This window comes from Sphingobium xenophagum NBRC 107872, assembly GCF_000367345.1.
GTDB lineage: Bacteria > Pseudomonadota > Alphaproteobacteria > Sphingomonadales > Sphingomonadaceae > Sphingobium > Sphingobium xenophagum.
Genome location: NZ_BARE01000016.1, coordinates 101,439 through 125,347 on the forward strand (window position 1 = coordinate 101,439; position 23,909 = coordinate 125,347).

Annotated in this window: 27 protein-coding genes; 16 read left to right on the forward strand and 11 right to left on the reverse strand. The window is 61.2% G+C overall.

Annotated features, from left to right (window positions below; genetic code table 11):
- The first annotated feature begins 9 nt into the window (after positions 1–9).
- From kdpA to SX1_RS24215, 7 genes are all read left to right on the forward strand, one after another.
- A complete protein-coding gene (gene kdpA, locus SX1_RS09235; RefSeq protein ID WP_026149622.1) occupies positions 10–1,713 on the forward strand; it encodes a potassium-transporting ATPase subunit KdpA in 1,704 nt (567 codons plus the stop codon).
- Positions 1,714–1,729: 16 nt separating this feature from the next.
- Positions 1,730–3,766 (forward strand): potassium-transporting ATPase subunit KdpB, encoded by a 2,037-nt coding sequence (gene kdpB, locus SX1_RS09240; protein ID WP_019052774.1) that lies wholly within the window; start codon positions 1,730–1,732, stop codon positions 3,764–3,766.
- 11 nt (positions 3,767–3,777) lie between these two features.
- Positions 3,778–4,365: a potassium-transporting ATPase subunit KdpC gene (gene kdpC / locus SX1_RS09245; RefSeq protein ID WP_019052775.1), complete on the forward strand. Its 588-nt coding sequence runs from the start codon at positions 3,778–3,780 to the stop codon at positions 4,363–4,365.
- Entirely contained in the window at positions 4,365–7,034 is a 2,670-nt protein-coding gene (locus SX1_RS09250; protein WP_019052776.1) for a DUF4118 domain-containing protein, read from the forward strand. The genes kdpC and SX1_RS09250 overlap by 1 nt, the downstream gene beginning before the upstream one ends.
- On the forward strand, positions 7,031–7,759 hold the full coding sequence (locus SX1_RS09255) for a response regulator (RefSeq protein ID WP_019052777.1): 729 nt from the start codon (positions 7,031–7,033) through the stop codon (positions 7,757–7,759). Before SX1_RS09250 ends, SX1_RS09255 begins: the two co-directional genes overlap by 4 nt.
- Before the next feature lie 29 nt (positions 7,760–7,788).
- Positions 7,789–8,016 carry a transposase gene (locus SX1_RS09260; RefSeq protein ID WP_217996406.1) on the forward strand — a complete coding sequence of 76 codons (228 nt, stop codon included), beginning with the start codon at positions 7,789–7,791 and terminating at the stop codon, positions 8,014–8,016.
- 85 nt (positions 8,017–8,101) lie between these two features.
- On the forward strand, positions 8,102–8,275 hold the full coding sequence (locus tag SX1_RS24215) for a hypothetical protein (RefSeq protein ID WP_019052779.1): 174 nt from the start codon (positions 8,102–8,104) through the stop codon (positions 8,273–8,275).
- A gap of 113 nt (positions 8,276–8,388) precedes the next feature.
- Here the strand turns inward: SX1_RS24215 and SX1_RS09270 are convergent, their stop codons facing one another.
- From SX1_RS09270 to SX1_RS09300, 7 genes are all read right to left on the reverse strand, one after another.
- Positions 8,389–8,532 carry an entericidin A/B family lipoprotein gene (locus SX1_RS09270; protein ID WP_026149623.1) on the reverse strand — a complete coding sequence of 48 codons (144 nt, stop codon included), beginning with the start codon at positions 8,530–8,532 and terminating at the stop codon, positions 8,389–8,391.
- 29 nt (positions 8,533–8,561) lie between these two features.
- The gene (locus SX1_RS09275; protein WP_019052781.1) at positions 8,562–8,816 is read right to left on the reverse strand and encodes a CsbD family protein; all 255 of its coding nucleotides are present in this window, start codon (positions 8,814–8,816) and stop codon (positions 8,562–8,564) included.
- A 38-nt stretch (positions 8,817–8,854) separates the two neighbouring features.
- The gene (locus SX1_RS09280; RefSeq protein ID WP_052310904.1) at positions 8,855–9,715 is read right to left on the reverse strand and encodes a hypothetical protein; all 861 of its coding nucleotides are present in this window, start codon (positions 9,713–9,715) and stop codon (positions 8,855–8,857) included.
- A gap of 49 nt (positions 9,716–9,764) precedes the next feature.
- Positions 9,765–9,950, reverse strand: a complete 186-nt coding sequence (locus tag SX1_RS09285; RefSeq protein WP_026149624.1) for a CsbD family protein — start codon at positions 9,948–9,950, stop codon at positions 9,765–9,767.
- Positions 9,951–10,068: 118 nt separating this feature from the next.
- Positions 10,069–11,544 carry a PAS domain S-box protein gene (locus SX1_RS09290; protein ID WP_019052784.1) on the reverse strand — a complete coding sequence of 492 codons (1,476 nt, stop codon included), beginning with the start codon at positions 11,542–11,544 and terminating at the stop codon, positions 10,069–10,071.
- A gap of 168 nt (positions 11,545–11,712) precedes the next feature.
- Positions 11,713–12,747 carry an extracellular catalytic domain type 1 short-chain-length polyhydroxyalkanoate depolymerase gene (locus tag SX1_RS09295; RefSeq protein ID WP_255209726.1) on the reverse strand — a complete coding sequence of 345 codons (1,035 nt, stop codon included), beginning with the start codon at positions 12,745–12,747 and terminating at the stop codon, positions 11,713–11,715.
- A 358-nt stretch (positions 12,748–13,105) separates the two neighbouring features.
- Positions 13,106–13,765: a superoxide dismutase gene (locus SX1_RS09300; protein WP_019052786.1), complete on the reverse strand. Its 660-nt coding sequence runs from the start codon at positions 13,763–13,765 to the stop codon at positions 13,106–13,108.
- Between the two features lie 533 nt (positions 13,766–14,298).
- Between SX1_RS09300 and SX1_RS09310 the strand changes: the two genes are divergently transcribed.
- The 7 genes from SX1_RS09310 (at position 14,299) to SX1_RS09340 (ending at position 19,071) form a co-directional block, all read left to right on the forward strand.
- Entirely contained in the window at positions 14,299–14,670 is a 372-nt protein-coding gene (locus SX1_RS09310) for a MerC domain-containing protein (RefSeq protein ID WP_019052787.1), read from the forward strand.
- On the forward strand, positions 14,667–14,900 hold the full coding sequence (locus tag SX1_RS09315) for a hypothetical protein (protein ID WP_019052788.1): 234 nt from the start codon (positions 14,667–14,669) through the stop codon (positions 14,898–14,900). The genes SX1_RS09310 and SX1_RS09315 overlap by 4 nt, the downstream gene beginning before the upstream one ends.
- Positions 14,897–16,060, forward strand: a complete 1,164-nt coding sequence (locus SX1_RS09320) for a CobW family GTP-binding protein (protein ID WP_019052789.1) — start codon at positions 14,897–14,899, stop codon at positions 16,058–16,060. The genes SX1_RS09315 and SX1_RS09320 overlap by 4 nt, the downstream gene beginning before the upstream one ends.
- Positions 16,057–16,530 (forward strand): phosphoribosyl-AMP cyclohydrolase, encoded by a 474-nt coding sequence (hisI, locus tag SX1_RS09325; RefSeq protein ID WP_019052790.1) that lies wholly within the window; start codon positions 16,057–16,059, stop codon positions 16,528–16,530. The genes SX1_RS09320 and hisI overlap by 4 nt, the downstream gene beginning before the upstream one ends.
- A 2-nt stretch (positions 16,531–16,532) precedes the next feature.
- A complete protein-coding gene (locus SX1_RS09330) occupies positions 16,533–17,039 on the forward strand; it encodes a Fur family transcriptional regulator (protein WP_255209727.1) in 507 nt (168 codons plus the stop codon).
- Between the two features lie 2 nt (positions 17,040–17,041).
- Complete coding sequence (locus SX1_RS24220; protein ID WP_157410151.1) at positions 17,042–17,191, forward strand: hypothetical protein; 150 nt, start codon at positions 17,042–17,044, stop codon at positions 17,189–17,191.
- A 107-nt stretch (positions 17,192–17,298) separates the two neighbouring features.
- Entirely contained in the window at positions 17,299–19,071 is a 1,773-nt protein-coding gene (locus tag SX1_RS09340; RefSeq protein WP_019052793.1) for a M14 family metallopeptidase, read from the forward strand.
- 39 nt (positions 19,072–19,110) lie between these two features.
- On the opposite strand, the gene SX1_RS09345 is transcribed toward SX1_RS09340, so the two are convergent.
- The 4 genes from SX1_RS09345 to SX1_RS09360 all read right to left on the reverse strand — a co-directional run bounded on the left by SX1_RS09345 (position 19,111) and on the right by SX1_RS09360 (position 21,511).
- A complete protein-coding gene (locus SX1_RS09345; protein WP_255209728.1) occupies positions 19,111–19,683 on the reverse strand; it encodes a DUF1826 domain-containing protein in 573 nt (190 codons plus the stop codon).
- A gap of 177 nt (positions 19,684–19,860) precedes the next feature.
- Positions 19,861–20,325, reverse strand: coding sequence for a metal-independent carbonic anhydrase family protein (locus SX1_RS09350; RefSeq protein WP_026149627.1), 465 nt, complete (start codon positions 20,323–20,325; stop codon positions 19,861–19,863).
- 414 nt (positions 20,326–20,739) lie between these two features.
- A complete protein-coding gene (locus tag SX1_RS09355) occupies positions 20,740–21,024 on the reverse strand; it encodes a hypothetical protein (RefSeq protein WP_017182449.1) in 285 nt (94 codons plus the stop codon).
- 25 nt (positions 21,025–21,049) lie between these two features.
- Entirely contained in the window at positions 21,050–21,511 is a 462-nt protein-coding gene (locus tag SX1_RS09360) for a DUF3299 domain-containing protein (protein ID WP_019052796.1), read from the reverse strand.
- 404 nt (positions 21,512–21,915) lie between these two features.
- On the opposite strand from SX1_RS09360, the gene SX1_RS09365 reads away from it, so the two are divergent.
- Positions 21,916–22,497: an ANTAR domain-containing response regulator gene (locus tag SX1_RS09365; RefSeq protein ID WP_017182451.1), complete on the forward strand. Its 582-nt coding sequence runs from the start codon at positions 21,916–21,918 to the stop codon at positions 22,495–22,497.
- Entirely contained in the window at positions 22,494–23,708 is a 1,215-nt protein-coding gene (locus SX1_RS09370) for an ABC transporter substrate-binding protein (RefSeq protein ID WP_019052797.1), read from the forward strand. The genes SX1_RS09365 and SX1_RS09370 overlap by 4 nt, the downstream gene beginning before the upstream one ends.
- The last annotated feature ends 201 nt before the right edge of the window (positions 23,709–23,909 follow it).

Below are 23,909 nucleotides of genomic sequence, written 5' to 3' on the forward strand. Positions count from 1 at the left end.
GCGCACGTAATGACATTACAGGGATGGATCTTGATCCTGGCCTTTGTCGGCATCCTGCTGGCGTTGGCCAAGCCCATGGGCCTGTGGCTCTTTGCCCTCTATGAAGGACGCCGCACACCGTTGCACACGGTATTCGGGCCGATCGAAAGCAGCTTCTACAAGCTCGCCGGCATCAACCCGAACGAGGAGCAGGGCTGGCGCCGCTATGCGGTGCATATGCTGATTTTCAACGCGGCGCTGCTGCTCTTCACCTATGCGGTATTGCGCCTTCAGGGCGTGCTGCCGCTCAATGGGCTTGGCTATGCGGGTATCGGTGCGGACGGAGCGTTCAACACCGCCGTCAGCTTTACCACCAACACAAATTGGCAGTGGTATTCGGGTGAGGCGGCAATGAGCAACCTCAGCCAGATGCTGGCGCTGACGATCCAGAACTTCCTGTCGGCCGCCACCGGCATTGCGCTGGCCTTCGCCCTGTTTCGCGGCTTTGCGCGTCGGGAAGCCAAGGGCATCGGCAATTTCTGGGCGGACGTGACCCGCGTGACGCTCTACCTGCTGCTGCCAATCAGCATCGTTTATGCGATCTATCTGATCGCCAGTGGCGTACCGCAGACCTTTGCCGCATCCGTCGACGTCACCACGCTGGAAGGCGTCAAGCAGACGCTGGCGCTGGGTCCGGTCGCCAGTCAGGAAGCGATCAAGATGCTGGGCACCAATGGTGGCGGGTTCTTCAATGCGAACAGCGCGCACCCGTTCGAAAACCCGACCGCGCTCACCAATCTGGTACAGATGCTGTCGATCTTCTCGATCGGTGTCGGCCTGACCTACACGTTCGGCAAGGCTGTCGGCAATGTCCGCCAGGGTTGGGCGATCCTGGCTGCGATGATGATCATCTTTCTGGTCGGCGTCACCATCGTCTACTGGCAGGAAGCGGCTGGCAACCCGATCCTCCACAATCTCGGTATCGCCGGGGGCAATATGGAGGGCAAGGAAGTCCGCTTCGGCATCGCTGCTTCGGCGCTCTTTTCGGTTGTGACCACGGCGGCTTCATGCGGCGCGGTCAATGCGATGCATGACAGCTTCACCGCACTGGGCGGCATGATCCCGCTGCTCAACATCCAGTTGGGCGAAGTCGTGATCGGTGGCGTGGGCGCTGGCATCTATGGCTTCCTGCTGTTCGCCATCCTGGCCGTGTTCGTCGCGGGCCTGATGGTGGGTCGGACGCCGGAATATGTCGGCAAGAAGATTGAGAGCCGGGAGGTGAAGCTGGCTGTGCTCGCCATTGCCGTGCTGCCTCTCATCATCCTGGGGGGTACCGCCATCGCTTCAGTGCTGGAGGTTGGCCTTGCCGGACCGCTTAACAAGGGGCCGCATGGCTTCAGCGAGATACTTTATGGCTTCACCAGCGCTGTGGGCAACAATGGCTCGGCCTTTGCCGGCCTGACGTCGGGCACGCCCTTCTACAACGGCATGCTGGGCGTCGCGATGTGGATAGGTCGCTTCTGCGTCATCGTGCCGATGCTGGCGATCGCAGGCGGCCTTGCTGCGAAGAAGTACACGCCCGAAACGGCGGGCAGCTTTCCGACGACCGGACCGTTGTGGACTGGCCTTCTGGTCGGCATCGTCCTGATCGTCGGCGGCCTCACCTTCCTGCCCAGCCTCGCCCTTGGCCCCATCGCCGATCATGTCGCGATGATCAACGGCCAGACTTTCTAAGGATTGGAGCCCATAAATGGCACGCACTGCGTCCAAATCGCTCTTTACCGCTGACCTGATCGTGCCCGCGATCGGCGACGCATTTCGCAAACTCAACCCCAGGGAACTGATCCGCAACCCGGTGATGTTCACAACCGCCGTCGTGGCCGTCCTGCTGACCGTGCTGCTCGCGGTCGGGCAGGACGGGCTGGCCGCAGGCTTCAAGCTGCAACTGGTCATCTGGCTCTGGCTCACGGTGCTGTTCGGTACCTTTGCCGAGGCGCTGGCTGAAGGGCGCGGCAAGGCGCAGGCCGCCTCGCTGCGTGCGACAAAGGCGGAACTGACTGCCAAGCGCCTGAAGGGCGATGGCGACGCGCACGAAAGCGTCGCCGCCAGCGTCCTGAAAATGGGTGACGTGGTGCTGGTGCAGACCGGCGACCTTATCCCCGCCGATGGCGAAGTCGTGTCCGGCGTCGCCTCCGTCAACGAAGCGGCCATCACCGGCGAATCCGCCCCGGTGATCCGCGAGGCGGGCGGCGACCGTTCCGCCGTGACGGCGGGCACGCGCGTCATTTCCGACGAGATCCGGGTGCGCGTCACTGTCAATCCGGGGCAGGGTTTCCTAGACCGGATGATTGCGCTGGTGGAGGGCGCGGAACGTCAGAAAACGCCCAACGAGATCGCGCTGACGCTGCTGCTCGTGGGCCTCACTATCATCTTCCTGATCGCGGTCGGCACCATTCCGGGCTTTGCCAGCTATGCAGGCGGATCGATCCCGGTGGCGATCCTGGCCGCACTGCTCATCACGCTGATCCCGACCACGATTGCGGCACTGCTGTCGGCGATCGGCATTGCTGGCATGGACCGCCTGGTGCGCTTCAATGTGCTCGCCAAGTCGGGTCGTGCAGTGGAAGCAGCCGGCGACATCGACGTGCTGCTGCTCGACAAGACCGGCACGATTACGGTGGGCGACCGCCAAGCGACCGAATTTCGAGCCGTGGGCGGCACGTCGCAGGCGGGCCTTGCCGAGGCCGCGCTGCTCGCCAGCCTGGCCGATGAAACGCCTGAAGGCCGTTCGATCGTGGTTCTCGCGCGTGACAAGTTCGGCCAGACCGCCACTGCGCTGCCTGCGGGGGCGGAAGTCATTCCTTTCACCGCGCAAACCCGCGTGTCCGGTGTCAACTTCAATGGCTCGACGATCCAGAAGGGGGCGGTGGACTCTATCCTGCGCGCCTATCCTGCCGCCGCAACGACAGCCGCCGCAACCGAACTACGCCGCGTCAGCGACGAGATTGCCCGCGCTGGTGGCACGCCGCTGGCCGTCGCAAAGGATGGAGAACTGCTGGGCTGCATTTTCCTCAAGGATATCGTCAAGGCCGGTATTCGCGAGCGTTTCGGTGAGTTGCGGCAGATGGGCATCCGCACGGTGATGATCACCGGCGACAACCCGTTGACTGCCGCCAGCATCGCGGCTGAGGCGGGCGTGGACGATTTTCTCGCCCAGGCAACCCCGGAGGACAAGCTGGCGCTGATCCGCAAGGAACAGGAAGGGGGGCGCCTGGTTGCCATGTGCGGCGACGGCACCAACGACGCGCCGGCGCTCGCACAGGCGGATGTGGGTGTCGCAATGAACACCGGCACGCAGGCCGCGCGCGAGGCGGGCAATATGGTCGATCTGGACAGCGATCCGACCAAGCTGATCGAAGTCGTGGGCCTGGGCAAGCAATTGCTGATGACGCGCGGCGCGCTGACCACCTTCTCGGTCGCGAACGATGTGGCGAAATATTTCGCGATCATCCCGGCCATGTTCGTGGTGCTCTATCCGGGGCTGGGGGTGCTCAATGTCATGGGCCTCGCCACACCCCAAAGCGCGATCCTGTCCGCGATCATCTTTAACGCGCTGATCATTCCCTTCCTGGTGCCGCTGGCCCTGAAGGGCGTCACTTACCGGCCGATCGGTGCCGGGCCGCTGCTGGCGCGTAACCTCGCCATTTATGGCCTTGGTGGCCTGCTGGCCCCCTTTGTCGGCATCAAGCTCATCGACCTGGCCGTCAACGGCCTTGGCCTCGCCTGAGGAACAAGAACATGAACAAGGACATAATCACATCACTTCGGCCCGCGCTGGTCATGACGATGCTTTTCGCCATTCTACTCGGTCTGGCCTATCCGATGGCGCTGACCGGCATCGGCCAGATGCTGTTCCCCGCTCAGGCCAATGGCAGTCTGATCGAGCAGGATGGCAAGGTCGTGGGTTCGATGCTGATCGGGCAAGGCTTCGCGTCCGACCGCTATTTCAGCTCGCGCCCTTCCGCGGCTGGCGATGGCTACAACGGTCTCGCTTCCTCCGGCTCGAACCTTGGCCCGACAAGCGCGGCGCTTGTGGACCGGGTGAAGGCGGATAGCGAAACGCTGGCCAAGGCCAATCCGGGCAAGCCGATCCCCGTCGATCTGGTGACGGCATCCGGATCGGGCCTGGATCCCGACATCAGCCCAGAGGCCGCCTATTATCAGGTAGAGCGGATCGCGCGGGTTCGCGGAATCGAAACCGCCAAGGTTCGTGCACTGGTTGAAGCCGGAATCCAACAGCCGCTGTTCGGCATCGTTGGCGAACCGCGGGTCAATGTGCTGGAAATCAATCGACGCCTGGACCAGATCGGCGCTACCAAGCGCTAATGAACGATCCTGATCGCCGAGATCCCGAAGCCTTCCTGCGTCAGGCGGCGCAGGAAGGTCGTGGCCGCCTCAAGATATTTCTTGGCGCGGCACCCGGCGTGGGCAAAACTTATGAAATGCTGACCGACGGGATGCAGCGGCGCAAGGCCGGAATCGATGTCGTGGTTGGCGTCGTGGAGACCCACGGTCGCAAGGAGACCGAGGCGTTGCTCGTGGGTCATGAGATCATTCCCCGACGCTCTATCGACCATATGGGCCATCGGCTGGGCGAGATGGACATCGACGCCATATTGGAACGGCGGCCAGCCCTCGTTCTGGTCGATGAACTCGCCCACACCAACGCGACCGGCAGCCGCCACCCCAAACGCTATCAGGATGTTGAGGAACTGCTCGATGCCGGTATCGATGTCTACTCCACGGTCAATATTCAGCATGTGGAGAGCCTGAACGACGTCGTCGCCTCCTTCACCCGCGTTCGGGTACGAGAGACGGTACCGGACTCGATTCTGGAGATGGCCGAGATCGAGGTGGTGGACATCCCGCCCGACGAACTGATCGAACGGTTGAAAGACGGCAAGGTCTATATCCCGCAGGAAGCGACGCGGGCGCTCGGCCATTTCTTTTCCAAGTCCAATCTGACGGCGCTGCGCGAGATGGCGCTGCGCCGTGCCGCGCAGGCGGTCGATGCGCAGATGCTCGACTATGTCCGCGCCCATGCACTCGCGGGCAGCTTCGCGGCGGGCGAGCGCATCCTTGTCGCGATCAGCGAAGTGCCGAGCGCGCAGGGGTTGGTACGCGCAGCCAAGCGGCTGGCTGACGCGCTCAAGGCCCCCTGGGCGGCAGTGCATATTGAAACGCAGCGCAGCCTGGCCTTCACAGCGCAGGAACGCGAGCAACTGGCCGACACCATGGCGCTCGCTTCCCGGCTGGGCGCGACGACAGCGACTATTTCCGCGCCATCGGTAGTGGAGGGGCTGCGGCACTATCTTGGCGACGCACGCGCGACCCAGATCGTGATCGGCAAGTCGACGCGCTCCTGGTGGTTCGAACTGCGCCATGGCTCCGTGGTCGACAAACTGGTGCGCGAGGTCGGCGATGTTGCCATCCATGTGTTGCCCGGCGACGATCCGGGCCGCGGCCCGCGCAGCCTGGCCCAGATGGTCGGGCAGGGTTGGGGGCAGCCGATCGACTATGTCTGGTCGACGCTGATGATCATGGGCATGACGGCGCTTGGTCGGCTCCTGATAGAGATCATCGATCTGGGCAATATCGCCTTGCTCTACCTGATCCCCGTCATGTTCGCTGCGGCCAGTTTCGGCCTGCGTGCAGGCCTGTTTTCCGGGCTGCTGTCCAGCCTCGCCTATAATTTCTTCTTCCTGCCGCCCACCGGCACGCTGACTGTCAACAATCCCGAAAATGTCATCAGCATTCTGGTGTTATTGGGTGTCGCCATCGTGACCAGCCAGTTCGCCGCTCGCGTCCGGGCACAGGCGGATCTTGCCCAGTCGAGTGCGCGCCAGAACGCGGCGCTTGCCGGTTTCTCGCGCCAGTTGACGGCATCGGCCAGCCAGGAAGAGCTGATGCAGACCATCTGCGCCGAAGTGTCGCGCCTGTTGTCGGTTCGCACTGTGCTGCTTCTGCCGTCGCGCGATGGTCCTGAACTGCGTGCGGCTTTCCCGCCCGAAGACCGGCTGGAACAGATTGAGAGGGCCGCCGCACAATGGGCGATGGACAATGAACAGCCCGCAGGGCGCGGTTCGTCCACGCTGACCGCATCCGACTGGCTTTTTCATCCGCTGCGCACGACCAGGGGCGTGCTGGGCGTGCTGGGCCTGGCGCGTGAGGATGCCGGCGCGCCGCTGCGGTCCGACCAGATACCTTTGCTCATGAGCCTGCTCGATCAGGCGTCCATCGCTTTCGATCGCATGGCACTCGAAGAGGAAATGCTGGACGCGCGGCAAATTCGCGAGCGCGACCGGCTACGCTCAGCGCTGCTCTCGTCGGTCAGCCACGACCTGCGCACGCCACTCACCACCATCATCTCCGCCATGCATGAATTGAAGCGACAACATCCGTCCGAACTGGTCGACACGGTGGATGCTGAGGCCCAACGGCTCAATCGCTTCGTCGCCAATCTGCTCGACATGGCGCGGGTAGAGGCGGGCGCCCTGCCGCTTAAGGTGGAACCGACCGACCTTTTCGACGCTGTGGCCGGCGCGGTTCATGACACGCGCAAGTCCCTGATCGGGCATGAGGTGAAGGTGGACATCCTGCCCGACATTCCGCTGGTGCGGGTGGACCCCACGCTGCTGCACCACTGCCTCATCAACCTGCTCGACAATGCCGGGCGCTATGGCGATCCGGGTACCCCTGTCATCGTTCGCGGACGGCGCCTGCCCGATGCGATCACTCTGTCCGTGCTGGACGAAGGGCCGGGCATCCCATCGGGTGCGGAAAGCCGGGTGTTCGATACCTTTACACGGTTGGAAGGGTCGGATCGCGTCAAGCATGGCACGGGCCTTGGCCTCGCAATCGTCAAGGGTTTCGCCGAAGCGATGGGCCTGAGCGTGTCTGCGACCAATAATCCTGACCCGTTCGGCGCCTGCTTCACTATCATCATCCCGCACGCGCTGATCATCACCGAGCTTCCGCACGAGGATATCATATGAAAATCCGTCACAAGGTGCTGATCGTCGATGACGAGCCGCATATCCGCAAGCTGATCCAGGTCGCGCTGTCGCGCGCCGACTATGCGACCGTCGAAGCGGAGAATGCGCGAGAGGCGCTGGAAATGCTTCAGAACGAACGCCCAGACATCAGCCTTCTGGATCTGGGTTTGCCCGACCGGGACGGGCTGGAACTGGTGCCGCTGTTCAAGCAGCAGTCCGATACGACGCTCATCATCGTGTCCGCCCGCGACGCGACCGACCAGAAAGTGACGGCGCTGGACCTGGGGGCGGACGATTACCTCACCAAACCTTTCGATACGGAGGAATTGCTGGCCCGCGTGCGCGTGGCGTTGCGCAATCGCATGACCAAGGATGGCGGCATGGCGCTGGTGCGGGCCGGGGACGTGGAAATCGACCTGCTTGCCCGCACCGTGCTCAAGGCGGGCAAGGAAGTGCACCTGACGCCTAAGGAATATGCCGTGCTGGTGCAACTCGCCAAATTCCCCGGCCGCGTCATTACGCATGAGCAGATCATGGCGCATGTCTGGCCCAATGAGCGGGAGCATCATGTCGAATATCTGCGTGTGCTGGTCCGCACGTTGCGACAGAAGCTGGAAACCGATCCCCAGCGGCCACGGATCATCGGCAATGAATTGGGGATCGGCTATCGCCTGCGCTTCAATGTCGAAGGCGAAACCGAGGAGTTCGCGCCCAGCGACGCATGAACAGCCGCGCCCCCGACAGCAGGATTAGGGTGCCGACGCAGATCAAGGCTGTCATTCCTGGCCGTTCAAACCGCCGCTTGCAAATCCAGTATGACCGGGCGCTCTACAAGCAGCGCAACCGCATCGAGCGCATGTTCGGGCACCTCAAGATCAACCGGGCCATAGCTACCCGCTACGACCAGCTTGCCAACAGCTTCCTCGGCATGGTCCATCTTGCCACCGCCAGATACTGGCTCAAATTTGTCCACGCCGTCTAGACTTTCGCCGGTCAGATTATGACGCAAGTGGAATCTTTGGCACTTACAGGAACGTCAGCTGTTGGCGGGCTGAGGAGAGTGCATCATGTCCGACAGGATCGTGTCGATAGGGTTCCTGACCGAGCGGGACCTAAAGAGGCTGGGCGACGGCTTTCAACGCCATTTCCCGATCTCGCGTGACGACATATTTGCCGATCTGATGATGAAGTTGGATCAGCTGCCGCCCGTTGGGATGACGAAGCCCAGGGAAAGGCGATAGGGGGGCCGGACCAAACCAATCGCCTTGCCTGGAAAGGCAAAGGCTAAGGCCGCGCAAGCGAGAAAAACGGCGCGAGTGGCCCGCGCCGTTTTCTCCATTTTGCGGATCAGGACTTATCTGGACTTCCCCGATTGTCCTGAAGCCTGGGTCACGGCGCTACCGGCGGATTGCAGATCCTTGCCTGCGCCTTCCACCGTGTTGCAGGCGGTGAGGCCAAGAGCGGCAAGTGCCGCCATTGCAAGGGTGGTCTTCTTCATGGTCTTGTCCTTTCTTCCCATCAGATGTTTCAGCCTTTGCCCTTGAGGGCGGGGATGAGGGCGAGCATTGCTGACCCGATTGCGAGCAGGCTGACGACGGGGTGTGCCCGATAAAAGGCACGAGCCTCGTCGATCACTGTCCCCAGCAACGCTTCCGCCTGCCCTTCAAGCTGGCGGGCCTGCCCGCGTCGCTGGGTTGCCTTGTCCCCGGTCAGAGTGCCGAAGCCCTCTTCCAGTGCGCCGGCCTTGTCCTTGATGGTGCCCATTATGTCGTGCTTGTTCATGATTATGCTCCAGTCAGATTTAAGGATGGTTGGATCGGTCAGAGGTTACGCCGGGTCGCGACGACACCCCCCGCTGCGGCCGTGCCCGCACCGAGCAGCATGATGAGAAACACTGCGAAAGCGGTACCTGCAGCATAGTCTGCACCCTTCGTTCCTGCGTCGATCGCGGTGTCTACGGCACTCCTCTTGGCGGAGAGAAAGTCCTGCCGGGCTTTTTCCACCTTGGCGCGGGCATCACTTTCACTGATCTTTTGCTGGACCGCGATAATCGCCGCGATACGATTTTCCGCTTCCTGGCCCTCCGCGCCGCCGCGCGCCATGCCGGGGAGTTCGGCGACGATCGCCTTGCGGCTCTGCTCCGGCGTCATCTGCGCGGGGTTATCGGGGGCGTCGTCCAGCAATGCGCTGACCTGCGCGTCGATATCCGCCTTGTCGATGCCTGCGGCCTTGGCCACGGTGGGCGTAATGACGCTCGCGCCGGTCGTTGCTGCGGTGGCGAGGCTACCCACAGTACGGAATGCGCCACCCACCAGGCCGCCGATCGCGGAGCTGAGCAGGTAGAAGGTCAGCAGCAGGGTCAGACCCCAAATGGCGATGCCGTGCAGGACGCCGTCAATCGGACGCCGTGTATGAGAGATTGTCGCGGCGACGAAGGCGCCTGCGCCCAGCGCTATCACCGTGCTCAGCGTCCACCAGATGATGGCGCCGATACCCAGGCTGCCGGCGCTGGGGCCATCATTGCCGGCTGGATCCAGGCTCGAAAAGCCGATGCCTGCACCCAGCAAGCCCAGCATCAATTCGATCGAGAGTGCGACAACGGTGCCGACGAGCAGCGCCGACCAGCTCATGCGCGGGGTGACGCGGACGTCGAAATGCGGATCGTTCATGGTCGTTGCCATGGAAGCCTCCTGTTTTTTGATCATTGGGGGAGGGGGATAGAAGCGGCGCTTACTTGTTCTTCAGCGTTTTGATGGCGGCCTCGATCGTTTCGGCCGCGCTCGCCTGCGCCTTGCCGCCCATCTTTTCCGCAGCACCTTCCGCCTGCGTTTTACGGTCGCCTGTGATCTTCCCGATCGCTTCCTTGATCGATCCCTTCACCTGGCGCACATCGCCCTTGATCCGGTTCTCGTTCATATGATCCTCCATCGTCATGGCGCGCCAAAGCGGCGCCGATGATGGAGAAATAGGGTGGGCAGCTTAAGCGTGGCAGATACGGAAATACCAAATCGTATAGTAGTTCTGCACCAATAAGTCAGTTTATCGGCAGCTTCAGCGGATAGCCGCGCTCCCGCGCCCACAACACGGCCTGGGCACGTCGGTTGACCCCAATCTTGGCATAGACGCGTGCCACATGATTGCGGAGCGTGTTGCGCGAAACACCCATCTCCCTGGCAATGACCGTGTCATCACCGCCTTCGCACAAGCGGCTGAGCACTTCCTTCTCCCGCCGGGTAAGTTCACTGGTCTCGACCGGGCGAGGGGCGCCATGGGGGGCTCGCAAATTGGCAAGCTTTTCGACGACGGTTCGACTGAACCAATTGGTGTCCTTCATCACCGCTTCAATCGCCCCGATCAGTTCCAGTTCGCTATGGCGCCGTTGGTGAATGTCCTGGATAACCCACAAGATGCAGGTGTCCCGCCGCAGCGAGATGGAGGCGGCCGAGACGAGACATTCCGTCAAGCCGCCTTCCTGTGTGCGCACCGTTGCATCCTTGCCGCGAAAGGCCGTCCGTTCGTTCAGCTCTTCCGCAGCTGTGTCCAGGAAGGTCGCATCCTTCCACAGATTGAGCGCCTGCATGGTCTTGCCCATGGCCTCGTCCGATGACCAGCCGGTAAGCTGGTGGAAAGCGTCGTTGGTGTCACATAATGTGCCCTCGTCGCAGGTCGTGATCGCCATCGCTATCGGCGCCAGACGGAACGTCGTGACGAACCGCTCCTCGCTGTGCCGCAATTCGTTCTCCGCCTGCCTGCGCGGCTCAAGATCTGCGAAGGAAAAGAGCATGCATGGCTCGTCATCCAGTTCGACGGGTTGTCCGGCAACGATCACCAGCTTGCGTCCGCCGTCGGGCAGCTCGATATCCGCCTGCATTTGCGGGACGGTCCGCCCTTCGCGTAGCCTGTCCTTGGCCGCGTCGAGATTTTCCGCGTCCTTGAGGATATCGATTTCGTAGAGGCTGCGACCAAGGACCTCATCCTTCTGATAACCTGTGAGGTCCAAAAAGCCCTGATTGACCTTCACATAGCGCTGGTCGGCCAGCCGCATGATGACGGCAGGCGCAGGATTGACATTGAATGTCTGTTCAAAGCGCTGCTCCGCCTCGAAACGCAGCGACACATCCTGGATAACAAGCACGAGAAGGTCAGGATTGCCGTCCCCATCGGTGAGGATAAGGCTGCGGATCTGGTGGATCCATCGCGGCTCCTCCTCATCTCGCGGGATGACTTCCACGATGACCTCATCAAAGGCTTCTCCAGCAATGACGCGGTCGATCGGATAATCGCCTTCTCCCAGTCTATGCTTGTTGCGATACCGCAACTGGAAGCGCTCCCTGTAATCGTCGACATCCTTTCCAAGGCCGCTCAGGTCATCGACGCCGTGCATCCGAAGCGCTGCCTCGTTCGCCCATATGATGGCCTGGTTGGCATCTACCAGGATTACCCCTTCGCTCAGGCTGCCGATAATATGCCGGAGGCGATCGAGATCGATGGAGGGTTGAACATTGGTCATACATGGATTCCAATCGAACTGAACAAGCCCGCAAAGCCTCCAGCGAACGAGCCGCACTTCCCCGAATGGAATGTAGAGATCGTCGGCAAGCACGCTCCGGTCCAGCTAAGCGGAAGGACTGCATTTGGTGACAGAAATTTGGGCGATAATCGGCAGAAAAACGTCATTTTAAGGCCTGCGTCGAATGGCAAGGAAGAAGTCTAGCATGGCCCTGGATGCATCAGGCCCTGCCGGATCGGTGAAGGAGCCGCCGCGTCCTCCCGACCAGCCATGGCCCCCACCATGGACCGTCCAGTCCTCGAGCAGCACGGTCCCGGCCATTGATCTATAAATCCTGCGCGTAAATTCCCGGCCGCCTTGTGAACGGCCAGACACGGATTTAGTGACAAGTTGGCCAGGGTTGGATCGTTCAAGATCGCGCAGAAACGCGCCGGCATTGGAAGGGTGCACCACGCGATCATGGTCGCCATGGAACACGATCGTCGGCAACGGCCGCCGGACCTTTCCTGTCGGACGAGGCCGCGTATCGCCGCGCATGGCGGCAATCGCTCCTTGCAGGGACTGGACATCCTCATGCGCTACGCCTGAATGGATGCCCACTGCAACAAAGATGTCAGGATAGGCTGCTGCGAGGATGGCCGCCTCTGCCCCGCCTGCCGATAGCCCGGCAACATAGATGCGGGCCGGATTGGCACGGCCAAGGGCCATTGCGTGGCGGGTGAGGGCGGCGATGACCGCCGGTTCTCCGCGACCGCGTTTTTGATGAGCGGGATTGTGCCAGTTCCAGCAGCGCGCCAGGTTCGCGCGTTGAGACTGCTGGGGATACAGCACGAGGAAACCAAGTTCGTCGGCGAGCGCGTTCATGCCCGTTCCGGCAGCGAAATCCGCAGCCGATTGCGAGCAGCCGTGCAGCATCACCACGAGCGGCATGCGTCGACGAGCCGAACCGTGCGGTGTGTAAAACTTATAAGCCAAGGTACCGTGCTTGCAGTGGAACTCTTGCGTGATGAAGCTGCCCGGTGCGGGGCGGGGCAAGACCGGCACCGTCGTCCGTGGCGAGGCTTGCTTGGCCTTTTTGGCCCGCTTGCGAGCCGGGCGGACCGATGGGGTGACGCTATCGCTCATCGCCAGGGCCGCAGAGATCGGGCGTCCCTTGCGCGCCAATCGAGCGGCCTTGAAAAAGGTCTTCACAAGATCGGCCATGAACGCCCCCGAATTTAACAGCATCTCGTCAACGACCAGCGGCCGGCATTGATCCTGAATAAAATTTTGCCTCTATCATCATTGTTGGTCGTTGAGCCTCGTCGATCGTAGAGACGAACGGCGGCTGGTGCCCGTAAGCCGCCGGGGCAAAGTGGACTTCCGTTTTTAGGGATGCCGCGAACGGCAGGTACGGTCAGGAGGCAATATCCCGCATTCCTGACCGGCCCCGTGAAACGACAGAAAGTGCGCCTGGCGGATTGGCAGATCCCGCGCGCGACGTAACGCTGCGCACAATTGCGTCCGCAAAGTTTGGGGAGGCAATTGGCCGTACGGCCAGCAACACCCCGGATCGGCGCATTTACTTTCGTGCCGTCGCGTCGGCATAGCGCCGCGAGACTTCGGGCCAATTCACGACCTGCCACCAGCCGTCGAGATAGTCTGCGCGGCGGTTTTGATATTTAAGATAGTAGGCATGTTCCCACACATCATTGCCCAGGATCGGCTTGCCTTTCGTTTCCGCCGCATCCATCAGCGGATTGTCCTGATTGGGTGTCGATGTAATGGCGAGCTTGCCGTCCGCGCCGACGATCAGCCAGACCCAGCCCGAGCCAAACCGCCCGGTCCCGGCTGCTTTGAACGCCGCCTTGAACTTGTCGAGCGAGCCGAAGCTGGCGTTGATCGCGGCGGCGAGCGCTGGTGACGGCGCACCACTTTGCGCAGGCGGGGCCATAGATTTCCAGAAGAAGCTGTGGTTCCAATGCCCGCCGGCATTGTTGCGGACGACCGCAGGCAAAGTTCCCGCCTTTGCGACAAGCTGTTCGAGCGACTGACCCGTCAGCGCCGGGTCGGCCGAAACAGCTTTGTTAAGCGCGTCGACATAAGCCTGATGATGCTTGTCGTGATGGATGGTCATGGTTTGCGCGTCGATTGCGGGTTCAAGTGAACTCGCGGCATAGGGCAGCGGCGGCAAGGTGAAGGTGGCTGGCGCGGGAGCGCTCTGCGCAAGGGCTGATGGCATAGCTGGAACGACGGCGGCCATCGCCAACAACAATGCAATTCTCTTCATCTAGTCCTCCTGATGCTGGCGGGCGGTTCTCATTCCCCCTGGGTGCAACTCGCGACTTTGGTTTATGGTCCCGCTCACACGAACTATAACAATATCGTTCCGCTCACTCGCAATTGACGAGCGTGGTAGCAGGTCCTCGCAGGCTGCTGCCCTCGATCAGCGGGCGTGACCCGACATGACGTGAGCGTGAATATGACCGGACCGCGTTCGACCCGCGCGCCGAACTCATAGACTGCGCAGCGCACCAGCGTCGGCGCGGCGTCGCTCGTAGTTCCTCGCGATCTGCGAGGACGTTATTGAGAGCGGCGATTTTGCCGCGGCAAGCAGCATGATGGGCAGTTGGTAATCTTGCGCGGGCATAAACGGTCCTTGACTTGAAAGATATGGTATATCATCGCTGAATAGGATTTAGGGCAGGAGATGTCCAGCGCTGATGGGAGTCGGGCATGGCTGTAAATACGCAAGGGCAACGATTATATGACGGTGTGGCGATCGGTGCCTCGATCCTGTGCTTGATCCATTGTCTGGTCCTGCCGCTGCTGATCGTCTTGCTGCCGACCCTTGCAGCCTTTCTGGCGTTTCCCGAATCATTTCATCTCTGGGCGCTTGCGCTGGCCGTGCCCACCAGCGTCCTGGCCCTGACCACTGGCTATCGCCGCCATCGCAGGATCATGCCGACGGCAATTGCGCTGCCGGGACTTGTTTTGCTGGCGTTGGGGGCATTGCAGGCGCCCACCGACGCCATGGAGACGATGTTGTCAGTTGCTGGCGCTCTGCTCCTTGCCTTGGGACATGGTCTCAACTGGAAGGCATTGCACAAGAGCGGCGCGCCAAAGAAGGGAAACAGAAGAGTATGAAGCCGCCTATCATCCCCTGCTCCTATGACGAGTGGAAGCATTGCATCACGGTCCTTTGCCGGATTCCGCTGACGCCCCGCTATGTCGATGCGCGCATCGCAACGCTCGCCGATCCGCGGGATTATGGAACGCAGCGCTTCATCGAGACGTGGGGCGAAGCGCATCTCGATAATGTGAGGGGTTGGTTTAACCAAGCCCGCGCTGAACTCGCTGCCGGAGGCATCGCATGAGCGCACTTTTTGCCGGTCCGCAGTCGCTGATCCCGGTTTCGGTTCTGACGGGCTTTCTTGGCAGCGGCAAGACCACGCTGCTTAACCATCTGGTCAATGCGCCAGAGATGAGCCGTGCGCTGGTCGTCATCAACGAGTTTGGCGCCGTCAGCCTGGACCATGACCTCATCACCCGGTCGAGCGACGATCTGGTGGTCGAGATGATGGGCGGCTGCCTGTGCTGCACGATCCGCGGAGATTTGCTTCGAACATTGCGCGATGCGCCCTGGCGCTTTGCGCGTGACGGAACATGCTGGTTCGATCGTGTGGTGATAGAGACGACGGGATTGGCCGATCCTGCGCCGATCCTGCACACGCTGATGACTGACAGCGATCTAGCGACGCTCTATCGGCTCGACGGCGTGATCGCGACGGTAGACGCCGCCGCGGGCATGGCGACGCTCGATGCGCAGGAGGAGGCGGTCAAGCAGGCCGCCATGGCCGATCGAATCCTGTTGACCAAGGTCGATCTCGCGTCAGGCGAAGAGCGGGCCGCGATCGAGCGACGAGTGCGTGCACTCAATCCCGCCGCGCCTATCATTCCCGTCAGCAACGGACAGGCTGATCCTGCATCGCTGTTCGATGCAGGTCTTTACGATCCCGCGACCAAGACCAACGATGTCCAGCGCTGGCTTCGGGCCGAAGCCTATGCAGGCAGCGATCACGGACATGATCACGAGCATGACCTTGACCATGACCACCACGGCCATCATCATCACGACCTGAACCGTCATGATGACCATATCCACGCCACTTGCCTGACGTTCGACGAACCGCTCGATGCCGAAGGTTTCGAGCGGTGGCTCGATATCCTCACCATGTTCAAGGGACCGGATATCCTACGCATCAAGGGCATTGTGAACCTGATCGGCGAGCCGAAGCCGGTCGTCATCCACGGTGTTCAGCATATCTTTCATCCACCGGTGCTGCTCGATGACTGGCCTTCTGACGACAGACGCACACGGCTCGTTTTCATCACGCGCGATGTTAGCGCCGAGGAATTGCGCGGTACGCTCATGCTGCTGACCAACCATATCCGCCGCTACGAACTTTCGGGCTATGTCGAGGATCTGCTCAACGATCGTACGCCCTCTCTCATTCCGGAGAAAATGGCGTCATGACAATATTTGCCGAACGATCGAGCGTCGAGCAGGTCGAACTGGGCGAGACTCTCGCGCCCCGCTTCGATGCTGAAGGACTGATGCCGGTCATTGTCGTCAATGCCGACGACAAGATGATATTGATGCTTGGCTATATGAATGCCGAAGCGCTGGAGCGAACATTGCTAACGCGCCAGGCGCATTTCTGGTCGCGCAGTCGCCGCGCCTTGTGGCGCAAAGGCGAGCATAGCGGTTTTGCCCAAAGGGTTGAACATGTCCTGATCGACGATGACCAGGACGCCCTGATCCTGTTGGTGACAATCGACGGCCCTGGAAGCTGCCATGTCGGCTTCAGGTCATGCTTCTATCGCGAAGTCGACTTGGCCAGCGTCGCGACGGATGCTCCCATCCGGCTGGAGCGGGTCGAGCATAGGGCCGCATTCGATGCAGAGACCGTTTATGCCGGCCTTCCAAACCCAACCCGGTTGTGATCATGCATGCCGCGCCTCCTTCACTGAACGGGGCCAACCCCAAATTACGCCTGGCCGCACGGCGAACGCCTGAAGATCTGGACGCGCTCGTCCTTAACCTGCTTGCCGCATCGAACCGGCCGATTAGCGCCTACGACATTTCTGACCGGTCCATAGTCGCTGGCCAGTCGATTGTGCCCAACCAGGTTTATCGCACCCTCGCGCGGCTGATCGATCAGGGTCTGGTCCATCGGGTGGAATCCCTGTCGGCCTATATGCTCAAGCAGCAGTCATTCGACGGATGCCTTATTTGCGATCAGTGCCATGCCGTCCAGATCTTGTCGGACCCAGACCTGTTTGCCCGGCTACAGGATTGCGCGCATCGGTTCGGCTTTGCCGTCGACCGGACCGTAGTAGAGATGCACGGATGCTGCCGGGACTGCGCGACCCATGATCACCCGAACCGTGAGCATGAGGCGAAGCGCGCCTTTTCGGATTCGACCCCACCACCCAATATAATCGGAGTTTGAACGTGCGATCGCGCCTGCTTGCCTGTACCGCCACCATTGCCATGCTGACATTGTCTCTTCCCTGCGCCGCCGTCTCGCCGGTCGCGGCCATCCCCGCCGACCAGTCCGCCAATCCGCTGCTCGGCGAATGGACGACGCTGGTGCAGGCGTGACTAGCCTGTGTCTATTTCTCTCCCAAGGGCCGCACCCTCTATGATAGTCCGGCAAATATATTAGCTGTCACGGCGCCTTGGGGCATGTGATGTGAAGGGGATTTGTAATGCGGCGACTTCTGTCTTTGGCCCTGTTCATGGCCGCGCATCCGGCGCTGGCACAGTCGCTTGAGGCGCCTTTGCCCCCACTCGCGCCATGGAAAGGCGCCAGCGAAAAGCTGATCGTCGGCGCAAATGATCCGTGGATTACGCCGGCGGAGCGCATGAACTTCGTCGACACGCCGGACTATGCCGCGACGCGCGCCTGGCTCGAGCGGTTGGTCGCTTCCGCGCCGCAGATGCTTTCAATCGAGAGCTTCGGCAAGACGGCGCAAGGGCGCGACCTTTATTTCGTGCGCGCGAGCAAGGGCGGCGGGGGTAAGCCGGTGCTGCTCGTCCAGGCGGGCATCCATTCGGGCGAGATCGACGGCAAGGACGCAGGCATGATGTTGCTGCGCGATATCGCGCATCGCGGCAAGGATGGCTTGCTCGACAAGGTCGACCTGGTTTTCGTGCCGATCTTCAACGCTGATGGGCATGAGCGCGCAAGTCCATGGAACCGCCCGAACCAGCGCGGCCCGCGCTCGATGGGCTGGCGCACCACCGCGCAGAATCTCAATCTCAACCGCGATTATCTGAAGGCCGATGCGCCCGAAATGCAGGCGATGATCGCCCTCATCAATCGGCTCGATCCTACCCTCTATCTGGACCTGCACGTCACTGACGGCATCGATCATCAATATGATGTCGCTTATGCCTTTTCAGGCTGGCGCGGATATTATGCGAAATCGCCCGCCATCGGTCGCTGGCTCGATACGCGGCTGCGCCCCGCGATGGACGCGGCGCTCAAGCGGGCGGGCCACACGCCAGGCTATTATGTAAGCGCGGTCGATAATCGCAATCCCGACAAGGGCATCAGTCACGATCCCGACACGCCGCGTTATTCGACCGGCTATGGCGACTATCGCCACGTGCCGACGATCCTGATCGAGACACTTTCGCTGCGACCCTATCGCCAGCGTGTGCTCGGCACATATGTTTTCATTGAGGAAGCGCTGCGGCTGGCCGGTAATGAAGGCGCACGCCTCCGCGCGGCGATCGATGCCGATCGAGCCGAGCGTCCTGCCGATCTCGTGGTCAAGTGGAAGCCGCTGAAGGACCCGATCTACACTGTCGATTTCCTCGGTATCGCGCATGATCGCTATCGGTCGGCTGCTTCGGGGCGCGAGGAGATCCGCTGGCTTGGCCGTCCCATCACCCAGAAGATACCGGTGTTCGGCGAGGAGCCCGACCAATCGGTCCGGTTGCCGAAGGCCTGGTGGGTGCCTGCGACCGCGCCCGAAGTGATCGAACGACTGAAGCTGCACGGGATTCGTTTCGAGACCATCGATGCGCCGCGCACCATCGAACTGGACATGGTGCGTATCGCAGAGCCGAAGCTGGGTGCCGCGATCGAGGGAAGGGTGCCGCTCATGGCAGGCGGTTTCACGCATGGCCGCCGCAGCGAGACATTCCCGGCGGGATCGGTGCGGGTGCCGTCCGATCAGCCGCTTGGTTTGCTCGCGGCGGCGTTGCTTGAGCCGGAGAGCGCGGATGGCGTGCTTGCCTGGAATTTCTTCCCCGGCATGCTCCAGCGCACCGAATATATTGAAGCCTATGCGATCGCGCCGCTGGCAGAGCGGGTGCTGCGCGAGAATGCCGCGCTCAGGCAGGAATTCGAAGCCAAGCTGGCCGCCGATCCTGCATTCGCAGCCGATGGTAATGCGCGGCTCGCCTGGTTCTATGAGCGTACGCCCTATTTCGATGATCGCTATCTGCTCTATCCGATCGGGCGCGAGTAGGATCGGCATTACAATATAATCGCGATTATTCCGTTCGGCTTAGCAAGACCCGGCGGGATCGATCGTCAGCACCAGGCGCGGAGCGCCAAATCGCGGTGGGCGGTGGAGAATGGCTGGGGGGTCGAGCAGCGATCGGCCTTTGAATACACCCACTGACCCGGTTGGGACTTCGCAGATCGCGTCCTGACCGTCGACGCAACACCATTGTGTGCCGGGTCCGAGATAGGTGCATTGCAGACGCAATGTAGTACAGTCTGCCCGAAAGCGGCTGCAAGGATCGCTCTCGACCACGGCAAGCTGGACGTGCAGGCGATCTTCTCCTGTCAGCGCGGCATGGCGCCTGACAAGCAGATCGATGTCGGAGGACAAGGCCATAACAGAAGCTTCGGGATATCCAGCAGTACGCAAAGCGGCGGCAACTGAACCGTTGAAATCAATGTCGACGGAGATGTCGGCAATGGAATGAAGGTCCAGTTCCGCCAGAGCCACTCTGAGCGTCTCCGGTAGTTGGCGCCACCAGATTGCCAGCGCCGCATCGGGGCTCGCAATGCGGTCTAGCGAGGCGCGGTCGCCTGCAATCGTGACCAGTTGCTCCATCTTGGCGCGCGTCACGATATCGCTCCACACATCGCGGCGTTTTGTTGGGGGACAGAAATATGCCCCCCGCCACAATCCCATTCCATCCTGGAGAAGCTGTTTTTTCTCAACGGGTTATAATGAATCATTGTTTGATCCATCACACAGCGGCCCTTTGCCATAAGGCGACATCCGTGTTGCCACGCCTTGAAGTCATGGCTGATAGGGCAAAGACGATTGGTGCAAGATGATCCGGACCCTGCCATCATCGCATTCCTTGAACACGAAGCTCTTGTTCACGAAGATGTGGCTGTCATCTCCACCTATGAAATGCACGTTGCATTGCACGATCGCCAGATCGCCATGGAGGATGAAATCCTCCTTGCTATACCAGACCTTGACCCATGGCTTGAGCTTGAAGCCTTTGTCGTCGGGAAAATTCTCGTCGCCGCCCGTGAAATAGGCGAGCGCCCCCTCCTTTGTGGGACGATAGGTCTGCGTGCCAAAGGTCAGGGTCGGCTTGAACAGAACCTTGCCATTATCATAGTCATAATTATCGTGCAGGACTTGTACCGCGACAGCGCGGGCGTCTCCGCCTTCGGAATGCGCCTTGCCGACTGCGACGACGTTGTCGCACCATGTCTGCAACGCGTTATGCACCATATCTTCCGTAAACATTCGTTCGCCAACTCCGATATGCTCTGCCTTGGACAGGCAAAGCCGCTTCCGATCCGCCTTCTTGCACATGCAAGATGATCTCATATCGCACAATATGTTATACCATAACATATTGTGCGTGTAATTTTATATTGCTGGTTCTGTTGCCATCGCTGCTTCGTGGCGTCCGGCGCAGCTACATTCGGCGCAGACGATCACCTATGTTCAGCTATGTGTCGGGATGAGCCGCCCCCGCTCCGATCAGATTAGCGCGTTGCCATGGGCAAAATTGTTCAGAGACAGGCCAAGCCAGTGACCGCATGATTCTGCCAGCCGCAGCTTACTCGGCAATAGGCATATGGGCTTTGCGATCAAGCATCAGGCGCAGGCAGTTCATTTTTGCACCAGCCATGGCTGATCATCGTCAATACGGGCTTATTGCTGCGCCATTTCGACCGGTGCGGGATCGACCTTGAAGCGTGAAGCGAAGGCGGTCTTGGCTCGTTCCAGTTCGGCCGCCTTCTCTTGTTCATAGCGAGCCAGCGCTTCCTCTTGCGCGGCGAGCTGTTCCCTGTACGACAGGCCAGTATAGTCGATCGCGGCCAAAATATCCGCTTCCCCGAAGCCATATCCGTGCATATCGCAGGCCATGGCCGGCATCGCGACGAGCAGCGACGCGGCCGAGGCGAGCTGAACGCCGATTGAAACTGGACCTCGCATAAATCACGTCCTTTCGACGCCGCGCTCAAATCTCGCGGCTCTCCTTCATAAGGTAGAAAATGCCGCTTTCGTCTTCGCCACTCAAGATCAACTGTCCCTCGAACGACTGTACGCCCGATCGCACCGCAATGGGTGCACTGGTCCTGATCTCGACAAACTGATTGGGTGCCGGGTTCAGGTGGAAAGGACAATCGGGCGGATAGGCGAGCAGTACGAAATGCGTCTGCTTGGGGCTGTTCTGAAGCGGCATGACATAACCGCTGACCTTGATCCGCTTGCCTTTCAGCGCCTTGACCTTCGGCGAGAAGGCAGGCTTTGAATAGATGGTGCCAGCTTGGCGTCGCTGGATTTCCTTGGTCGATTCCAGCACGGCCCAGGATATGCCGCCCGGCGGCGCAGCCGCTGGCTTCCAGATCGATTCTGACGGTTTCAAATTATCGGGACGCTGCGCGACCGCCGCCGGTGCGATCAGGATCGCAGCCGCCATGGCATGGCAAAAAAACAAAGCCGCAGCTCGCAACGCATGTCTCCGATCAGATATGAGATAACGTTATATTCTGGCATGGTGAAGTCAAGCGGCGCTTCCGCCTCTCTGCTTTTTCGGAAGTCGGGAGAGCCGAGGAGGAACAGACGCCTTGGTTCCCGACCGACTATGACGCTATGATAGCGCAAGTCGTTGATAGTGTTGTAGCGGCGTTAGACGACCATGGGGGAATTCATTAGCCTGCGGAAAGGCGCACAAGGTAGGTTCCGGCCAAAGTTCCTGACGATATTCGCCGGCAGGAGTGACAGGGCCATCTGGGGCGAAGGGAACGGCATTCATGGCTTCTCCTCTTGACCTTGCCTTGCCGTTGCCCGACCTGCCGTCCCCATGTCCGGCGAGTCAGCTCCATGCGAATCGTGATCATTGATGACAGCGGGCTGCGGGCCAGCGTCCTCGAAGAGGGGCTGCACGAAGCGGGCTATGACGATATTCATATCGTCCCGCCGCGCGGCGGCTTTGTCGCGCGCCTCGAACGCATGGCCCCCGATGTGGTTCTGATGGACCTTGGAAGTCCCAGTCGCGATACTCTGGAGGAGATGCTGACGGTCAGCCGTGCGCTCGCCCGGCCGATCGCCATGTTCGTGGACCAGTCGGACGAGGCGATGATCGGCGCGGCGATCGATGCGGGCGTGTCGGCTTATGTGGTTGACGGATTGCGCAAGGAGCGGGTCAAGCCGGTGCTGGAACTGGCGGTGCGGCGCTTCAACGCCTTTGCCAAGATCCAGAGCGAACTGGAAGAGGCGCGCAGCGCGCTGTCCGACCGCAAGATCATCGACCGCGCCAAGTCCATCCTGATGAACCAGCGGTCGCTGAGCGAGCAGGATGCCTATGCGCTGCTCCGGACGGCAGCGATGAATCAGGGCAAGAAAATCGTGGAAGTGGCGCAGGCACTGATTACCGCCAGCGACCTGTTGGGAGGGGGACTATGACGACAGGGCTGCGCATCGCCTTCCTGCCGCTGACCGATGCCGCCGTTTTGGTGGCGGCGCGGGAGCGGGGTTTTGCCGAGGAGGAGGGGATTGCCCTTGATCTCGTGCGCACGACCAGTTGGGCGACGCTGCGCGACCGGCTGGTCTTTGGCCAGGTGCAGGCCGCGCATATGCTGGCGCCGCTGGCCGTAGCGGTGACGTTGGGGCTGAGCCAGCAGCCCGCCGCGCTGGCCGCGCCCTATAAGCTGAACGTCAACGGCAATATGCTGGTCATGGCCTGCGATTTCGCCAAGGCGCTGGAGCCGGTTATCGCCAGCCGTCTGGCCGATCCGCTGGGCACCGCGCATGATTTTGCCGCCGCGATCGGCCTGTGGCGGCGTAAGCCCGTGATTGGCGTCGTCCACCGTTTTTCGAGCCACGCGATCATGCTGCGCTATTGGCTGGCGAGCGCGGGCGTGGACCCGGATCGCGATGTCGTGCTGCGCGTGCTGCCGCCGTCACTGACGGTCGAGGCGATGCACGCGGGCGAGATAGACGGTTTCATCGCGGGCGAACCGTGGGGCAGCGCGGCGGTGGAAGCGGACCTCGCTGAAACCGTGGCGATCGGCGAGCGCATCTGGCGACGAGGCGTCGAAAAGGTGCTGGCTTTCCGCGAATCCTGGCTGGAGGAGAATCCGCAAACCGTCGACCGACTGCTGCGGGCGCTGGTGCGGGCGGCGGCATGGTGCGATGATCCAGCGCACCGCGACGACCTCACGCATTTGCTGGCCCGACCGGATTATGTCGACCAGCCCGCCTATCTGATCGATCGCGCCCTCTCTGGCACGCTTGTCGCGCGGGCTGGCGAACCCTCGATCGTCAGTCCCGATTTCATGCTGTTCGGGCGGGAAGCAACGCCCTTTCCATGGCGCAGTCAGGCGTTGTGGATATATTCGCAATTGGTGCGCTGGGGCATGGTCGATCATGATCCGGATATGGCAGCGCGGGCCGGGGCCGTGTTCCGCCCCGACATATTCCGCCGCGCGCTGGCCGACAGCAATGTGCCGATGCCCGGCGCCAGCATGAAGCTGGAGGGGGCGGTCGCCGCGCCGCTGGCGGTCGGATCGCGCCGGGGCGAGCTGACGCTGGGGCCGGACAGCTTCTTTGACAAGCGGGTGTTTGACCCCGAACGAATCGACGAATTTCTGAGCGGTTTTGCGCCGCTGCGTTGATTTCCGGCGAAAAATTGTGCCTTGCAACATGACGCGAATCGCGAGATAAGATTGTAACCGCGCGACGATGCGCGTTGAACAGGAATGCGTCATCCCAAGGTCGGGACCGCCATTCCGATCTATCACACAGCAAAGCCGCTGACCGGACGTCCCATCGGGAATGTCCGGCCTGCGGCTTTTTTTTGTTCATTTTCGAACCTG

Bases quoted from the DNA above. Each gene is read 5' to 3' on its own strand.
- kdpA (WP_026149622.1), top strand. From the start codon at position 10: ATGACATTACAGGGATGGATCTTGATCCTGGCCTTTGTCGGCATCCTG.
- SX1_RS09255 (WP_019052777.1), top strand. From the start codon at position 7,031: ATGAAAATCCGTCACAAGGTGCTGATCGTCGATGACGAGCCGCATATC.
- hisI (WP_019052790.1), top strand. From the start codon at position 16,057: ATGACAATATTTGCCGAACGATCGAGCGTCGAGCAGGTCGAACTGGGC.
- SX1_RS09320 (WP_019052789.1), top strand. From the start codon at position 14,897: ATGAGCGCACTTTTTGCCGGTCCGCAGTCGCTGATCCCGGTTTCGGTT.
- SX1_RS09280 (WP_052310904.1), bottom strand. From the start codon at position 9,715: ATGGCAACGACCATGAACGATCCGCATTTCGACGTCCGCGTCACCCCG.
- kdpC (WP_019052775.1), top strand. From the start codon at position 3,778: ATGAACAAGGACATAATCACATCACTTCGGCCCGCGCTGGTCATGACG.
- SX1_RS09290 (WP_019052784.1), bottom strand. From the start codon at position 11,544: ATGACCAATGTTCAACCCTCCATCGATCTCGATCGCCTCCGGCATATT.
- SX1_RS09340 (WP_019052793.1), top strand. From the start codon at position 17,299: ATGCGGCGACTTCTGTCTTTGGCCCTGTTCATGGCCGCGCATCCGGCG.
- SX1_RS24215 (WP_019052779.1), top strand. From the start codon at position 8,102: ATGTCCGACAGGATCGTGTCGATAGGGTTCCTGACCGAGCGGGACCTA.
- SX1_RS09355 (WP_017182449.1), bottom strand. From the start codon at position 21,024: ATGCGAGGTCCAGTTTCAATCGGCGTTCAGCTCGCCTCGGCCGCGTCG.
- SX1_RS09285 (WP_026149624.1), bottom strand. From the start codon at position 9,950: ATGAACGAGAACCGGATCAAGGGCGATGTGCGCCAGGTGAAGGGATCG.
- SX1_RS09365 (WP_017182451.1), top strand. From the start codon at position 21,916: ATGCGAATCGTGATCATTGATGACAGCGGGCTGCGGGCCAGCGTCCTC.
- SX1_RS09275 (WP_019052781.1), bottom strand. From the start codon at position 8,816: ATGAACAAGCACGACATAATGGGCACCATCAAGGACAAGGCCGGCGCA.
- SX1_RS09250 (WP_019052776.1), top strand. From the start codon at position 4,365: ATGAACGATCCTGATCGCCGAGATCCCGAAGCCTTCCTGCGTCAGGCG.
- SX1_RS09300 (WP_019052786.1), bottom strand. From the start codon at position 13,765: ATGCCATCAGCCCTTGCGCAGAGCGCTCCCGCGCCAGCCACCTTCACC.
- SX1_RS09270 (WP_026149623.1), bottom strand. From the start codon at position 8,532: ATGAAGAAGACCACCCTTGCAATGGCGGCACTTGCCGCTCTTGGCCTC.
- SX1_RS09295 (WP_255209726.1), bottom strand. From the start codon at position 12,747: ATGGCCGATCTTGTGAAGACCTTTTTCAAGGCCGCTCGATTGGCGCGC.
- SX1_RS09350 (WP_026149627.1), bottom strand. From the start codon at position 20,325: ATGTTTACGGAAGATATGGTGCATAACGCGTTGCAGACATGGTGCGAC.
- SX1_RS09370 (WP_019052797.1), top strand. From the start codon at position 22,494: ATGACGACAGGGCTGCGCATCGCCTTCCTGCCGCTGACCGATGCCGCC.
- SX1_RS09330 (WP_255209727.1), top strand. From the start codon at position 16,533: ATGCATGCCGCGCCTCCTTCACTGAACGGGGCCAACCCCAAATTACGC.
- SX1_RS09315 (WP_019052788.1), top strand. From the start codon at position 14,667: ATGAAGCCGCCTATCATCCCCTGCTCCTATGACGAGTGGAAGCATTGC.
- kdpB (WP_019052774.1), top strand. From the start codon at position 1,730: ATGGCACGCACTGCGTCCAAATCGCTCTTTACCGCTGACCTGATCGTG.
- SX1_RS09360 (WP_019052796.1), bottom strand. From the start codon at position 21,511: ATGGCGGCTGCGATCCTGATCGCACCGGCGGCGGTCGCGCAGCGTCCC.